We start from the raw sequence: 14,957 nt of genomic DNA, 5'->3' as shown, positions 1-14,957 counted from the left end.
GGCACCTCCCTGCACAGTGAATGTGCGTTTCCTCACAACCACCGTAGCACAGGAAGGTGGCGATTACGTTACGGCTTTGAAAATTTCAGCCCGATGTAGCGAACTCCCATGGCTGCCATAGACCGAAGACATAGCCGTCCGGCCCCATGACCTCGCATTCGAGCCGGCCTTCGAACTCGTACGGCGGCGCGATAGTCTGCGCGCCGAGCGCGAGCGCCTTGCGGTACGCGGCGGCCACGTCGGCGACGGGAATCAGCAGCTCCGCTCCGATGCCCCGGGCCACGCCCTCGCGGGCAAGGGCATGGAACCACGGGTGGCCGCGGAACGATTCGTCGGCATGGACCTCGATGAGGGAGCCTGCGAGGCGCAGTGCCGCGTAACCGGGGTGGCGTTCACGCAGTTCCGCGCCCGCAACCGCCACAAGAAAGTCCGTAAGGGCGCCAACGTCGGTCGCCCAGAAGACCATGCCGAGGACTGGCTCCCGTGTCACGCCCGAACCGTCGCGCCCCGGTAATTTGCTGTCAAGTGTGAACGGGAGCGCTCGTCATAAGTCCCGGGCCGGCCGGAAACGCGGCAGCGTGACGTCGTCGTACCGCTCGAAAACGACTTCCACGGGCATGCCGACGTAAATGGCCTCGTTCGTGACGTCGACGAGGTTGGTCGGCAGGCGGGGACCCTCCTCGAGTTCGACCACGGTGACGTTGTACGGCACCTGGAATGCCGGGTGGTACCTCTGGTGCATGATGCCGAAGGTCCGGACACGGCCGCGGCCGCTCGCGGGCTCCCACGTGTACCGGTCGCTGAGGCAGACGTCGCAGTGCTGCCTTGCCGGGAGCCGCCATGTCTGGCAATCGATGCAGCGCATCAGCATGAGGCGCCCTTCGGCTGCACCGTCGAAGAATGGGCGCGAGGCCTCATCGGGCTCAGGCACGGGGATGGTCGACTGGGTCATGGTGCTGCTCCTCGCGGTCAGGCAGGGTGCGGGCTGAGGATGAGGCAGGCGTGGTAGCTCAGATTGCCGCCGTTCCCCGTCACCAGGATGACGTCGTTCTTGACCTGCCGCTCCCCGCCGTGGCCGCGTCCTTGGATGATGCCTTCGCTCAGCGGGGTCATGCCCCACATGTAGTAGGCCGAGAGCTCGCCGCCGCCCGTGTTGGTCGGCAGGGAGCCGCCCGGACCCAGCTTCCCGTCCTCCACGAAGGGGCCGCCTTCGCCCTTCTTGCAGAACCCGTAATCCTCGAGCGTCACGAGGACTGTGTAGGTGTAGCAGTCGTAAATCTGGCAGCAGGTGATGTCAGACGGCCCGACGCCGGCCATCCGGTAGGCCGTTTCGGCGGCGATGCGGGCGCCGGTCTCGGTTTCCCAGTCAGAGCCCGCACGTCCGCTGTCGCCCGGGTGTCCCTGCCCCATCCCGTGGATGTACACCGGGGGCTGCGGCATGTCTTTGGCCCGGTCGGCCGGGCTGACAATGACCGCCACGGCCCCATTGGAGACGAGACAGCAGTCGAGCAGGTGGAGCGGCTCGATGATCCAGCGTGAGGCGTGGTAGTCCTCGAGCGTGATCGGCTCACGCATCTGGGCCAGGGGGTTCATCGTGGCCCACTGCCGCTGCCCGACGGCGATGATGCCGAGGTGGTCCTGTTTGGTGCCGTAGAGGGCCATGTGACGGCGTGCAGCAAGCGCGTAGGGGGTATTGGCACCGAAGTAGCCGGCCGCTGCGTACAGCCCTGCCATGCCCTTCGGCCGCTGCGGGTTCCGGGCGGCGCCGCCGTAGGCCGCGCCCGCCGAGGTTCCCTCTTTGAGCGGCGCATCTGCGAAAACGCAGAGGACATGGGTCGCTATGCCGGCGTGAATCGCCAGGGTGGCGTACTGCACCATCTGTGCGGCAGTAGATCCGGCGGCGTTCATGTGATTCAGGAGCCGCAGATTCTTCAGGCCAAGGTAGTTCTGCAGGCCGAGCGTGAGGCCGCCGCCGGTGGTTCCCGTAATGCCGGCGTTGATGAGCAGGCCATCGATGTCGTCTTTCCGCAACCCGGCATCGGCGATGGCATTCGCGACAGCCTCGGCGGCGAGTTCGTTGGTGGATCGGTAGATGCGGCCCATCGGGGTCATGCCGAGCCCGGTGATGGCCGCGACGCCACGGAGCGGGTGAGCCATAGATGCAGGATTCTCCTTCGCCGGCTCATTCTACCGGCGGGCATCAGATGCGGTAGCGCTCGAGGTCGCGGGCAACCGACGTGTTCCGGAGATTCCCCGCCGTCACGTCCGGCGCCAGGTGCGTGAGGATGAGACGCGCCTCTGGCGCCATGGCATCGCGCAGCCGCGGGATGTCGTCGACAAGGTTGAGGTGAATCGGGACTCGCTCATCGACCGAAGAACACTCGGCGATGAGCACCTCCGATGCGCGCGCCATCGCAACGACGGCCTCGCAGAAGCCGGTGTCGCCGGTATAGGCGAACCGCCTGCCGCGAAGCTCGCACTGGTACCCGAGGTTCAGGCTGAGGCGCGCGTCGTGTTCGACCCGCCGCGCAGTGAGCCGCAGGTCGCCGACCTGCGCAGATTCGTCGTCGGCGAGTTCCACCCACCGCAGGTCGTACGCGGTATCGAACAGGCTGGGGTAGACCGACCGGCCGATGGCCACGGCAAGCTCCTGCGTGCCGGGCGGCCCGACGATGGTGGCCGGCCTGGTGCGGCCGAAGTATTTCCAGTGCAGGAGGAGGAACGGCAGCCCGAGGAAGTGGTCGCCGTGGTGATGGCTCAAGATGACCGCTTCGAGGCTGTTCGCATCGATGCCCATCCGGTTGAGGGACTGGAGGGCCTGCGGCGGCGCCTCGAACAGGTAGCGGTCATCCACGACGAAGCCGTTCCAGCAGAGGCCGCCGGGCGCAAATGCGTTGCCGGTTCCGACGAAGGCGACATCGAGCGCTCCCACGGTTGCAGAATTCTACCCCGGCCCGGTAAACGGCCTGCGTTCGACGGCCGCGCTACGCCTCCGGTTTGCGGGAGCTCCCCATGCCGAACATCACCTGGGCGATGCGCCGGATCTGGATTTCGTCGCTGCCTTCGGTGATGCGGTAGCGCCGGTGGTGCCGGTAGATGTGCTCGAACGGCATGTGTCGCGTGTAGCCGATGCCGCCGTGCACCTGGATGGCCAGGTCCGCGGCGTTGCAGGCCAGCCGGTTAGCGCGGTAGTTGCACATGGCGACCTTGTCGCTGATCTCCATGTGGTGCTTCTGGTCGAGCAGCCATGCCGTCCGGTAGACCATCCAGCGGACCATCTCGCACTCGGTCTGCAGCTCGGCGAGCGGCCACTGGATCGCCTGGCGGGTGGCAAGAGGCTGGCCAAAGGTTACGCGCTGCTTCGCGTATTCCACGGAGCGGTCGATGCAGTACTGCGCGGCGCCCACGCCGGAAGCAGCCTGCCGGATGCGGTTCTCGTGAACGAAGGTGTTGGCCAGCGCGAGCCCGTCGCCTTCCTTCCCGAGCATCGCCGTCGCGGGGACCCGCACATCTTTGAGCGTGACCTCGGCGTGGTCGCTCGGCATGTTCATCGTCCACCACATGAAATCCACCGAGAACCCCTCGGCATTGGTCGGAACGATGAAGCAGCTGATGCCCTGGGCCTTTCCCTCCTCGCCGGAGGTGCGGGCGAAGATCAGGTCGTGGGTCGCATTGTGAAGGCCGCTGTTGAACCGCTTCTTGCCGTTGATGACCCATTCGTCGCCGTCGCGGACGGCGCGGGTTTCGAGCCACGTGGCGTCGGAGCCGTGGTTCGGCTCGGTCAGCCCGAAGGCGACCCGGGTCTTGCCCGTGAACATGCCCTCGAGGAACTCCTTCTTCTGCTCCTCGGTGCCGAACTGCTCCCACATCTTCACTGTCGGGAAATTGCCGACGACCGAGGACTCGTTCTGCAGGTCGTTGTGCAGGCCGAGGCCCTTTTTCGCGAGGTGCTCCCGGATGATCGCCATTTCGAGGTTGGTGCCGTCGCGCCCGCCGTACTTGCGCGGGACCGCGAAGCGGAGCCAGCCGGCGCGGTCGGCGCGGCGCCGCATCTCGGCAAGCAGGTCCTCCCACTCCTTGCGCGGGATGCCGCCATTCTCCCAGTCGGTCCGGGCCCATTCGCGGCGGTGGTCGAAGAAGCGGATGTTGTCGTCCTGCTGCTCGAGCGGCTTGATTTCACGTTCGATGAAGTCGTCCAGTTCCCGGAGCAGTTCGGGGATGTGGGGCGGTAGCTCGAAGTCCATAGGGGCGACGCCTCGCTGTCGAAGGTTGTCGGCGTATCCTACCTTCAGGAGCCGCGGGTTGCCTGCATCGAAACCACCGGCCGTACGCTCGCTCGAGGCGCGGAAGGTCCCGCACCGGCTTATCCGGTTCGACCCGGCCATCCGGTCGGCGGTCGATGTTGCCCGGGAGGCCGGCGTTGAGCCGGACCGCGTGCTGAAGACGCTTGTGCTCGAATCGGAGCCGCCGCAGCGAAAGCCCGTTCTGCTGATGGCGCCGGCAACGATCGAGGTGGACCTGAAACAGCTGGCGGCTGCCCTGGGGATGAAGCGGCTCCGGATGGCCCGTCACGCCGACGCCGAGCGGATGACGGGCCTGGAAGTCGGCGGCATCAGTGCGCTGGCGCTTGCCGGCAAAGGGTTCCCGGCCCTGGTCGACGCGTCCGTGCTCCACCACGCCACCGTGTTTGTTAGCGCGGGCGTCCGGGGCGCCGATATCGAACTTGCGCCGGCCGACCTCGTCGCAGTCACCGGCGCGCGGCCGGTTGACCTTTTCCCGGCGGCCTCACCCGAGTAATTCGAGGTACTTCCTCTTCATCCAGTCGCCCTTGCGCCGGTAGTCTGCCGCGGTGGAAAGCGTGCCGCGCTGGCCGGTCTCGCGGGCGTAGGCGGCGTTGAGGATGGCGAAGTGGTTCTCCCGGGGGCCGAACCGTTTCGCCCGCTCCCGGGCAGCGCGGCTGGTCCAGGTCTTGCAGTAGTCGATAGCCTCCTGCAGCTCCGCCTGCAGGTCGACCACGTCGCTCTGGGCCGGCGCTGGCGGCGGCGCGACGGGCGCGGCAGCGCGTGGTGCAGGGGGCGGTGCCGGGATGCCGAACATCGTCAGCTGCTGGCCCTCGATGAGGCGCCCTGTCTCGTCGAGCACAGCGTCGCCCGCTTCAACCACGTCGACGATTTCTGGCGTGGCGCGGTCCTCCGCCTCGCCGGCCATCTGCTCAGCCTCGGCCTCCGCGTTCTCGACCTCCCGGCCCGGTTCGTCACGGTCGCGCTGGCCTGCGATGGCGGGAATTGCTGCCTCGCGCTCCAGGTGGTCGATGATGGGGGCGAGCCGGGGGTCGCGCCCGATGAACACGTGCAGCACGTTTTGGGCTTCGGGCAGGCTGTGGTTGTACCGGAGGCCGCGCCCAAGCTGCTGAATGACGGGCTCGCGGCTGAACACCGCATCGAGCTTGAGGAGGACCGAGACCGTCGGGGCATCGAACCCTTCGCTCGCCTTGCGGACCTGGATAAGGACGTCGTAGCGGCCGGCGTGGAAATCGCGCAGCCGCTGTTCCGCCTCCGCCGCCGGCAGATCGTCGCCGCTGTGGACTACGGTGCAGCGCAGCCCCGGGTGGTGGCGGGCGAAGACCCGCGCCAGGTGGTCGGCGTGGGCCGTGGTTGCGGCGAAGACCAGCCCCTGGTGCTGCCCCGGCGCGAGGGCGCGCTTCCGCTCGAGCGTCCGGGCAAATTCGCGAACGAGCGGCTGAACATAATCATCATTCCACCGGAGCTGCTGACGGACGCAGCGCTGGTCGAAGTCGGGCAGTTCGGCCATCTCCGAGGCGGTGAAGGTATAGATTTCGCCGTCGGCGCTCCGGAGTTCGACGGCGTAGTCCTTCATCTGCATCGCCAGCCGTTTGAGGATGCGCCCCTCCCTCCACGCCTGGCGCATGGTCACGTGAACCAGGGGGTCGATGACGAGCCCCTCACCGTCCTCGGCGGGGACATAGCGGGCGCCGGCCAGCGGTTCGCGGTCGAGACGGACCGGCGTCGCGGAAAGGAGCATGGTGGTTGCAACCGGGAGCGCGCGGAGCGCCGCAGCCCACTGTCCACGCTCGCCGAGGTGGTGGGCTTCATCGCAGACGAGGTGCACGCGCCGCCGGTCGCAGAGCCTGGCATAGCGCTGGGGCGCGGCAGCGACCTGCTGGTAGGTCGCCACGATAACGTTCGCACGGTTGGCCGCGGCGCGGTGGAGCGTGGCGTTTTCGGCCAGGTACTTGCGGACATCGAGGCGCGCGTCCAGGACCTCCAGGGCCCGCTCGAGGCCGTGGTACACCTGCGTGCGGAGAACGTCGGTCGGCGTGAGGTAGAGGCAGGTATCGGCGTGGCCCCCGGCAGCCGAGACGGCGAACGAGCCGACGCCGATGATTGTCTTTCCATAACCGACGGGCACAACGACGAGCTCGGAGCGGGAGCCGGCGGCAAGCGCCTGGGCCCATCGCTCAAGCGCGAGGCGCTGGCCGGGACGGAGGCGCGGGTTGACGACGTTCACCATGCGCGCGCGGAACGACCCTCTGCGTGCATGTGGATCAGCCTACGGCCGCTGGCGGTCGGAATCAGCCGTTGCCGGCGCGACATCTCGTGATGCCCGGTGAGCGGCCGGTTCGGCGCGGAGTCAGTCGGCTGCTGCGAGGGGAACGACCGCCCGGTACTGCATCAGCGGGCGGGTGGGGCCCTGCGCGCTGGGGTTGGCCCCGGGGCCGTCGGGTTCGCGCTGGAGGTACTGCCCCGCCATCCAGCCGTCGCCGACGGGCGACGAGACGAGATACCACGCCACGCCGAGCCGTTCGACCGGGCCTTCGATGACCGTCACCCGTGTGCCGTGGGCCAGGCAGGTGAGAATCTCGCCGCCCGGTGCGGTCCGGAGGCGAAGGCAGTCGCCCGGGGTGTTGACACGGGCGGTATCGCCCGGCTTCAGCGTCGTGGGGCCGGCCGGGACCGGGGACGCGGCCGGCGTACTCCCGTCGAGCGGGAAGCGGTAGGCGTGCACCTGGAGGCCCGCTGCTGCGGCCTGGGCCGCCGGGTTGTAGGCGGGCCGCAGCCGAACTATGCCGTCCCAGAGCTGGTTCGAATCGATAGCGTCGAACGTGCCGTCGCCGTTGTTCCGGATGACGATGGCGGTATGCAGGCCGGCGTAATCGGCGTCGGGCGAGGTCCAGCTATCGAGCGCGACCTGGATGATGTCGCCGGGGGCAGCCCTGGCGAGGGGCACTTCCACGGCCCCGGCTTCGAAGAAGCCGTGCCGGTAGTCGAAACCGATCTCCCGGCCCGTGGCGTCCCGGACGACACGCTTCACCCAGGGCCAGCAGTCGCCCTGGTAGGTCCCGAGGTCGCGCAGGGCGCGCTGGACGATGGGGTGGTCCGCATCAGCATGGGCATCCGCGCGGGTGACCGCGACGGCGGCGAGGGCAATGATGGCGACCAGGACGGTTGCCAGGGTGTGCCGGTGGCGGGTCATCGGCATCGCACCTGCTCCTGTTTCCTGAGGGCTCCGGGCACCGTACCCCAGCCGTGCAGGTTGTGACAACCCGCACGATGCTGAATTCGGTATTTCTCGGACGGCAAATCAGGGGAGGCCGGGACAGAAACTGGAAAATTGCGGGGATGGGCGCGTTTCCGGGCTGCCTCTTGGGGCCCCGCCCGTACAATCGCTCCATGGCCGAGACATCGCCGCTGGAAGGACTTCGGGTCATCGAATGCGCCGGGTGGAACGGGGTGCTTGCCGGGCGCCTGCTCGCCGAGGCCGGGGCCGACGTCGTCCGGGTGGTGCCGCCGGCGGGCAATTCGTTGGCCGCCGAACCGCCGTTCTTCGGCTCGACCGGCGTATCCATCCAGTCGACCTTCTACAACGCCGGCAAGCGCACGGTCCGGCTGGACCTGGCCGACCCCCTGCAGAGGGAGCAGCTGCGGGCGCTCATCGCGGCCGCGGACGTGCTCATCGAAGACTGGCCGCCAGGGGCGCCGGTTTTCACGGCGGCCGAACTGCGCGCCGTCAACCCGCGGCTGGCCCACGTCGCCGTCACTCCCATGGGCCAGGACGGACCGTGGCGCGACTGGCGCGTCAACGACCTCGCGGCGAATGCCCTCTGCGGGTCCGCGTGGGTCACCGGCGACCCGCAGAGCCCGCCGATCTCCGGATACGGCAACCAGTCGCATCACACCGTGGGGCTCTACGCGGCTGTGCTCGCCCTCGCGGCGGCACGCTACGCCCGCCTTACCGGGCGGGGCATTCACGTCGACCTCTCGGCGCACGAAGCGCTGGTCACCTGTACGGAACAGGTGCTGATGCAGTGGTTTTTTCCCAACGGTACGTGGGGCACGCCCATCGCCCGCAGGCAGGGCAGCCTGCACTGGAGCGGCGCCTACGAGGTCTACCCCGCCCGCGACGGCCACGGCGTGATGGTGACTGCCTCGCTCAAGCTCACCGAGGTGCTCGTGCCGTGGCTCATCGAATGCGGCGCTGCCCAGGAGCTTGCAGACCGCGAGAAGTTCCCTGACGTCATCGCAATGGTGAAAAACCTTCCCTACGTGATGAAGGTGCTGCGCGAGTGGGTAGCGGAGTGGAACGGCGAAAAGCTGTTCTACGAAGCCCAGCGACGTCACCAGCCCTTCGGCGTGGTCTGGAACGTGGCCGAGGCCCTGACGAAAAGTCCTCAGATCGCGGCGCGGGGCTACCTGTACGAAGCTGACGTCCCCGGCGTTGGGACGGTGCGGCTGCCGGGGCGATTTTTCCGCACCAGCGCCGACGGACCGCCCCTGCTGCCCGCCCGGGAGGTGGAGGCGTCAGCGGTCGGCTGGGCGCCCCGGGGGCCCGCAGCCGCGGCCGCGTTCGACCGGCAGCCCCCTGCCACCCGGCCCCTCGAGGGCGTCCGCGTGCTCGATTTCACCCATGTCCTGGCGGGGCCGTTCGGCACCCGCGTGCTCGCCGACCTCGGAGCCGAAGTCATCAAGGTCAGCAGCGCGAAGCGGAGCGGCGGTGCCAACTCCCCCGACCACCCCTACTACGTTTGCTGGAACCGGAACAAGAAGAGCGTCGCGCTCGACATGACGCTGCCCGAGGCGCGGGCGGTGGCGCGCGACCTCGCCCTCGCCAGCGACATCATCGTCGAGAACTTCTCGGCCGGGGTGCTGCAGCGCTGGGGCCTCGACCGCGCGTCCCTCGCGCCGGACCACCCGGGAATAACGGTCATCTCCATGGGCGGCATGGGACAGACAGGCCCCTGGAAGGAGTTCGTGACCTACGCGCCGACCATTCACGCCCTGACCGGCCTGACCTATCTCACGAATCCCGAGGGAACGTACACCGACGGGTACGGCTTCTCGCTGACGGACCACCTGAGCGGCCTTGCCGCGGCGCTTGCAGCGCTCGAGGGGCTCGAACACCGGGATCGGACCGGCCAGGGGCTGGCCATCGACTTGGCCCAGTATGAACTCGGCCTCGGCATCATGGGCCCGGCGATGATCGACTACCTCGCCAACGGCACGAATCCCGAGCCGCGCGGCAACCGGCACCCGTTCGATGCCTGGGCCCCGCACGGGATCTATCCCTGCGCTGGCGAGGACCGGTGGGTTGCCATTGCGGTCCGCGGCGATGATGAGTGGCGGCGCCTTGCGGGCATGCTTGGCATCGAGCCTGGCGGGCGGTTCGCCACCCATGCCGACCGCGTGGCCAACTGGCGGGAACTGGATGCCGCGATAGCAGCGCGGACCCGGCGCGAAGACCCGTACGAACTCTCCGAACGGCTTCAGCGGGCCGGGGTGTGCGCTGCGCCGGTGCAGCACGCCGCGGACCTTGCCGAACGCGACCCGCAGCTGGCAGCGCGGGACTTCTTCGGCAGCGCACGTGCGGAGAAGTGGGGCGAGTACGGTATCGACCGATTCCCGGCGCGGTTCGACGGCGAGCGCCCGCCCGTGTACGAAGGAGTTCGGCAGGTCGGCGAGGACACCTACGAGGTGCTTTCCACCGTGCTCGGGTACGACGACGAGCGGATCGCCGAACTCATGGCAGGCGGGGTGCTCTCCTGACGGTTGCGAACAGCAACCGAGTCTCTGCTACGCTAACCGGAGCCATCGCCGGGGAGCGTCTATCGTGCCGTTTCGCCTGTTTACATCGCTGGGTAACGAAGTTCGCGAGTTCCGCACGGTCAGCCCCGGCGAGGTACGGATGTACGTCTGCGGTGTCACGCCGTACGACGTCACCCACCTCGGGCATGCCTTCTCCTACGTGCAGTTCGACACCCTGCGGCGGTATCTGACCTGGCTGGGCTATCGCGTCCGATACGTCCAGAACGTCACGGACATCGACGACGACATGATTATGGTCTCGAAGCGCCAGGGCGGGCGGCCGATTGCGGAGATCCGGGACGAAAACGACGCCATCCTCCGCGCTGACCTCGACCGCCTGAACGTCCTCCGCCCGACCGTGTACCCGTACGCGACCGACCATATCCCGGAGATCATCGAGACGACGCGCAGGCTCATCGACCGCGGCCACGCCTACGTCGTCGACGGCGACGTGTTCTTCGACGTGGCCTCGTTCCCCCGGTACGGCCGCCTCAACGGCCTGACGCTCGAGGAGCTGGGCAAGCGCGAAAACCCGGAGTCGAAGCGCGCCTACAAGAAGCGGGGCCACCTTGATTTCCTGCTCTGGCAGCAGGTGGACCCCGGCGATCCTTCGTGGGACAGTCCGTGGGGACCCGGCCGCCCCGGGTGGAGCATCGAATGTACGGCGATGGCGGTGAAACACCTCGGCACGCAGATTGACATCCATGGCGGCGGCAGCGACCTGAAATACCCGCACCACGAAAACGAGATCGCCCAGGCGGAATGCGCTTACGATGTGGAGCCGTTTTGCGGCTGGTGGGTGCACAACGGCATGCTGCAGCTCGACGGGGTCAAGATGAGCAAGTCGCTCGGGAACCTCGTGCTCGCACGCGACCTGATGCAGCGCGTCGAGCCGGACCACCTGCGGCTCTACCTGCTCAGCACGCACATCCGTGCCGATGCGAACTATACCGAGGGCGCCCTCGACCGGCTCCGCGACCGGTACGAACGGCTGAAGGGGGCCGCAGCCCGGGCAGGGGAGGCTGAAGCTGACGGGGCCGTCTTCGCGCAGATCCTGGAGCGGCTCGACGACGACTTCGATGTGCCCGGGGCGCTCGATGCCGCAGACGCGTCCGCGCACCGGGTGCTTACCGGCACCGGGGATGCTGCCGAAGCTGCGGCGGTCCGGAAGGCGCTCCAGCTGCTCGGCTTTGCCTTCGCAGGGGCCCGGGGCCCCGCCAACGGCGACTTCTCGCCCTGAACTCAGTCCTCTGCCGGCCCGATGACCCGCTCGCGCCGGAGCCGCTCCAGCTCCGCATCCGAAAGGCCGGCCGCCCGCAGGACCGCCTCGGTGTCGATGCCGAGGTCGCGCGCCGGGAAGCTGAGGCGGGGCGGGGTTTCGGAAAGCTGGATGTGCGGCCCAACGACCCGCTGGCGCCCGAAGCGAGGGTGGTCGGTCTCCATGAGGTAGCCGTTGGCCCAGGCCTGCTCGGATGTTGCGAGTTCCGCATAGTCCTGGACGAGCGAGGCCGGGACATCCTCCCGTCGGAGCCGTTCGAGCCAGTGCGCGGAGTTGTTGCTGGCGAACGCGGCCTCGAGGATTGGTTCAAGCTCGTGCCGGTTCTTGTACCGTACATACCCGCGGGCGAAGCGGGGGTCGTCAATCAGGTGGTCGAGGCACAACGCCCGCGCAATCCTCGGCCAGAATTTCTGGTCGATGCCCACGATCATGACCCAGCGGCCGTCCGAGCACTGGTAGTGGCCCACCGTCGGAGAGGCGCGAAATTCGCGCGGCCGCTCGGTGCCGAAGTGGAGCACGTGCTGGAGTTCGGGCGCCTGCAGGGCGAGTTGCGTACCAAGCAGCGACACCTCGACGACCTGCCCGCGCCCGGTCCGCTCACGCGCGTAGAGCGCCGTCATGATTCCGAGGGCGAGATTCATCCCGCCGGTCTGGTCGGCAATGCCGGGATAGGGGATTTCCGGCCGGTGACCCGGGCCGCCGCCGGCGTGCTGGGCAAATCCTGAGTACGCCTGGGCAATCTGGTCGAAGGACGGGAGGTGCGCCATCGGGCCCTTCGAGCCCCATCCGGTCGCGCGGGCGTAGATCAGCCGGGGGTTGCGCGGCAGCACGACGTCCGGTCCAAGACCCCATCGCTCCATCGTGCCCGGGCGGAAGTTTTCGACCAGCACATCGGCGGTGTCCGTGAGCCGCAGGGCCAGCTCCACGCCGTCGGGCCTGCGGAGGTCGATGCAGACAGAGCGCTTGCCGCGGTCGAGCGACTCCCAGAACGCGGAGAAGCCATCAGGCTCCCGCCACATTCGGCGGCCGTAGTCGCCGTTCGGCTCTTCGACCTTGATCACGTCAGCGCCGAAGTCGGCGAGGATGACGGTAGCGAACGGGCCTTGCTGGTAGCGGGTGAAGTCGATGACGCGGATGCCTTCGAGCGGAGCGGACATGCGCCTGAGTCTACGCCCGGGCTGCGCGGTTGCGAAGCCGTTCCGCCGTCACCGAATTGTCACCATTGTCACCTGCGCGCCAGGCCGGGTGCCCCATGCGACGACTTCAGGCGGCCAAAGGGCGTGCCGTCGAATATGGTGAGCGGCTGCGCGCCGGTGAAATTCCCCGCACCAGTCCATTCACCGAGCGGGCGCGACGCCACGGATCGACGACAGCGGCACGACATACCGGCGAGGCAGGGCCGGTCAGGCGGCCTTCGGAACGGATGCTGAGCGGTCGATAAGTATCAGCGAGATGCCCGCCCGTTCCTCGCTCCGCACCCGGGAAGACTGGTTCATCGCGCTCGCTTTCGCGGCTGGCTCTCTCGCGTTCACATCGGCGTTTTTCCTGCAGCCGATCGACGACCCGGTCGGCCTGGCGGTGGTGGTCCTCCTGGCGGGCCTGACCGAGGCGCTTTCTGTCCGGCTCTATTTCGGCGGCTGGGTGTCGGTCAGCTTCGTCGGCACGGCGATGGCCGCGGTCCTGTTCGGCCCGCCGGGGGCCGTCACCGTCGCGGCGGTCATCGCCCTTATCGGGTATTTCCGTCGGGAACGCGCGCCGAGGAAGCTCGCCTTCAACTTTGGGCACGAGACGCTGGCAGCGTTTGTGGCGGCCATGCTCGTGGTCGGGGTCCAGGCGGCACTCGGCAGCTATCTTCCGCGGTCCGTGCTCGCCCTCGTGGAAGGTGGCCTGGCGGCGCTCGCCCTGTTTGCGGTCGACGGCGTTGCCGTTGCGGCGATCATCTCGCTGACAGCGCAGCGGAGCTTCGGCTCGACCTTCCGCGGCAACATCGGCTGGCTGTTCCCCTACTACGGCGTGCTCGGGCTCGTCGCCGGCGGCCTGGCGGTCATTTTCAATGAGCTCGGTGTGGCAGCTGTCGCGGTCATGGTCCTGCCGCTGGTGCTCGCCCGGTACTCGGTGACCCAGTTCGTCGAGCGGACCCGGGAAAACGTCGTCCGGCTCGAACGTTCGAACGAGCAGCTCCACCGCGCCTACATCGAAATCCGGGACATGTCGGAACAGCTGCGGGATGCCTACACCGGCACGCTCGAGTCGCTTGTAACGGCCCTCGATGTCCGCGACCAGGAGACGAAGGGTCATTCGGTGCGTGTGGCGCACCACGCGATGGATATCGCGAAGCTGCTCGGCATCAAGGACGAGGAGGAGCTGCTCACGATCTACCGGGGCGCCCTGATGCACGATGTCGGCAAGATCGGGGTGCCCGACGCAATTCTGCTGAAACCGGACCGGCTGACCGAGGAGGAGTGGGAGTTTATGCGGCGCCACCCCGCGATGGGCTACCGCATCCTCGCGCAGGTGCCCTATCTCCGCCCGGCCGCAAAGATCGTTCTCGCGCACCATGAGCGGTGGGACGGCAAGGGGTATCCGCGCGGCCTCGCAGGCGAGGCAATTCCGCTCGGCGCCCGGATTTTCGCCGTCTGCGACACCTACGACGCAATCATCTCGGACCGGCCGTACCGGCGCGGGCAGTCGCCAGAGGCAGCGCTGGCTGAGATACTGCGCTGCGCAGGGACGCAGTTCGACCCCGAGGTGGTCGAGGCGTTCGAAGCGCTGTTCCCCAGGTGGAAGCAGGAGGAGCCCGGAACCCCCGCCCGGCCGCTGCTCTACCTCCCGGCATGGAGGCAGGCGGATGACGCGCCAGGAAGAGCGGCGAGCTAGGACTCGCCGCCAGCTGGTCGAGGCGGCACGACGGGCGGTCGCAGCCCGCGGATACGAGGGCGCTTCGCTCGACGCCATCGCAGCGTCGGCCGGGCTCTCGAAGGGCGCGGTCTATGCGCACTTCACCACCAAGCTCGACCTGTACCTGGCGGTGGTCGAAGACGTGCTGGACGAGGCCAGGCGGCGGCTCGAGCGGGCTGCGGAGGCACTTGCTGCCGGCGCATCGCCGCCAGCCGCGGCCGAGGCGTTCCTGGGGACCGCCTTCGATGCGGAGCACAGCGCACTCCTGCTCGACATTTGGGCAACCGCAGGGCGAGAGCGACGCGTCGGCGAGCTGCTCGATGCCTTCCTTGCGGAGCGGCTGACGGTACTGGCCGATGCTGCAATCCGGGCGGGCCAGGGGCCGAGGGAAGCCCTCGCCACCGCGGAACTGGTCGGCCGGCTCATTGACGCCGCCGCGCTGCACATCCGCTACCGGGGCGCGGCGGCTGCGGGAGATTCGGCCTGAGGCACGGGCATGGCGAAGGGGCCGCCTGGGCGGCCCCTCCTGATGGGGGTTGCGCTCTCTGTTACCAGCTGATGGTCAGCATGGGCGCAGCCGTCGAAACGACCGCGACCGCAGCCAGCGCGCCAGCAACGAGGAGCATCCGGAGCCTAGCCATTAGGCACCTCCCGCGAGAATCCGGCGGCAACATGCCGAC

General features: G+C 68.2%; 13 protein-coding genes. 5 read left to right on the top strand and 8 right to left on the bottom strand.

The genetic code is table 11. The annotated features are described in order from the left end of the window. Positions 1–85 precede the first annotated feature (85 nt). From Tbon_RS13325 to Tbon_RS13305, 5 genes are read right to left on the bottom strand one after another with little or no spacing between them, the layout of a single operon-like run. Positions 86–490: a VOC family protein gene (locus Tbon_RS13325; RefSeq protein ID WP_158068149.1), complete on the bottom strand. Its 405-nt coding sequence runs from the start codon at positions 488–490 to the stop codon at positions 86–88. 54 nt (positions 491–544) lie between these two features. Beyond that, a complete protein-coding gene (locus tag Tbon_RS13320) occupies positions 545–952 on the bottom strand; it encodes a Zn-ribbon domain-containing OB-fold protein (RefSeq protein WP_158068148.1) in 408 nt (135 codons plus the stop codon). 17 nt (positions 953–969) lie between these two features. After that, a complete protein-coding gene (locus Tbon_RS13315) occupies positions 970–2,157 on the bottom strand; it encodes a thiolase family protein (protein ID WP_158068147.1) in 1,188 nt (395 codons plus the stop codon). Positions 2,158–2,200: 43 nt separating this feature from the next. Then, a complete protein-coding gene (locus tag Tbon_RS13310; protein WP_158068146.1) occupies positions 2,201–2,932 on the bottom strand; it encodes an MBL fold metallo-hydrolase in 732 nt (243 codons plus the stop codon). A gap of 52 nt (positions 2,933–2,984) precedes the next feature. Continuing rightward, positions 2,985–4,244, bottom strand: coding sequence for an acyl-CoA dehydrogenase family protein (locus Tbon_RS13305; RefSeq protein WP_158068145.1), 1,260 nt, complete (start codon positions 4,242–4,244; stop codon positions 2,985–2,987). A gap of 58 nt (positions 4,245–4,302) precedes the next feature. Between Tbon_RS13305 and Tbon_RS13300 the strand changes: the two genes are divergently transcribed. Then, complete coding sequence (locus Tbon_RS13300) at positions 4,303–4,797, top strand: YbaK/EbsC family protein (protein ID WP_192498007.1); 495 nt, start codon at positions 4,303–4,305, stop codon at positions 4,795–4,797. Here Tbon_RS13300 and Tbon_RS13295 read toward each other — a convergent pair. Both Tbon_RS13295 and Tbon_RS13290 read right to left on the bottom strand, forming a co-directional pair. Continuing rightward, positions 4,786–6,531, bottom strand: a complete 1,746-nt coding sequence (locus Tbon_RS13295; protein ID WP_158068143.1) for a DEAD/DEAH box helicase — start codon at positions 6,529–6,531, stop codon at positions 4,786–4,788. The two genes, Tbon_RS13300 and Tbon_RS13295, sit on opposite strands and share 12 nt — an antisense overlap. 120 nt (positions 6,532–6,651) lie before the next feature. Further along, the gene (locus Tbon_RS13290) at positions 6,652–7,500 is read right to left on the bottom strand and encodes an SH3 domain-containing protein (protein WP_158068142.1); all 849 of its coding nucleotides are present in this window, start codon (positions 7,498–7,500) and stop codon (positions 6,652–6,654) included. Positions 7,501–7,691: 191 nt separating this feature from the next. On the opposite strand from Tbon_RS13290, the gene Tbon_RS13285 reads away from it, so the two are divergent. Both Tbon_RS13285 and cysS read left to right on the top strand, forming a co-directional pair. Continuing rightward, positions 7,692–10,061 (top strand): CaiB/BaiF CoA-transferase family protein, encoded by a 2,370-nt coding sequence (locus Tbon_RS13285; RefSeq protein WP_192498006.1) that lies wholly within the window; start codon positions 7,692–7,694, stop codon positions 10,059–10,061. Positions 10,062–10,125: 64 nt separating this feature from the next. Next, positions 10,126–11,340 carry a cysteine--tRNA ligase gene (gene cysS / locus Tbon_RS13280; protein WP_192498005.1) on the top strand — a complete coding sequence of 405 codons (1,215 nt, stop codon included), beginning with the start codon at positions 10,126–10,128 and terminating at the stop codon, positions 11,338–11,340. A 2-nt stretch (positions 11,341–11,342) separates the two neighbouring features. On the opposite strand, the gene Tbon_RS13275 is transcribed toward cysS, so the two are convergent. After that, a complete protein-coding gene (locus Tbon_RS13275; protein ID WP_158068139.1) occupies positions 11,343–12,536 on the bottom strand; it encodes a CaiB/BaiF CoA transferase family protein in 1,194 nt (397 codons plus the stop codon). Positions 12,537–12,831: 295 nt separating this feature from the next. Between Tbon_RS13275 and Tbon_RS13270 the strand changes: the two genes are divergently transcribed. Both Tbon_RS13270 and Tbon_RS13265 read left to right on the top strand, forming a co-directional pair. Continuing rightward, the gene (locus tag Tbon_RS13270; protein WP_158068138.1) at positions 12,832–14,256 is read left to right on the top strand and encodes an HD domain-containing phosphohydrolase; all 1,425 of its coding nucleotides are present in this window, start codon (positions 12,832–12,834) and stop codon (positions 14,254–14,256) included. Next, entirely contained in the window at positions 14,228–14,764 is a 537-nt protein-coding gene (locus tag Tbon_RS13265) for a TetR/AcrR family transcriptional regulator (protein WP_158068137.1), read from the top strand. The genes Tbon_RS13270 and Tbon_RS13265 overlap by 29 nt, the downstream gene beginning before the upstream one ends. Positions 14,765–14,957 lie beyond the last annotated feature (193 nt).

Source organism: Tepidiforma bonchosmolovskayae (genome assembly GCF_008838325.1).
GTDB classification, from domain to species: domain Bacteria; phylum Chloroflexota; class Dehalococcoidia; order Tepidiformales; family Tepidiformaceae; genus Tepidiforma; species Tepidiforma bonchosmolovskayae.
This window is presented reverse-complemented; position numbering and strand designations above follow the sequence as displayed.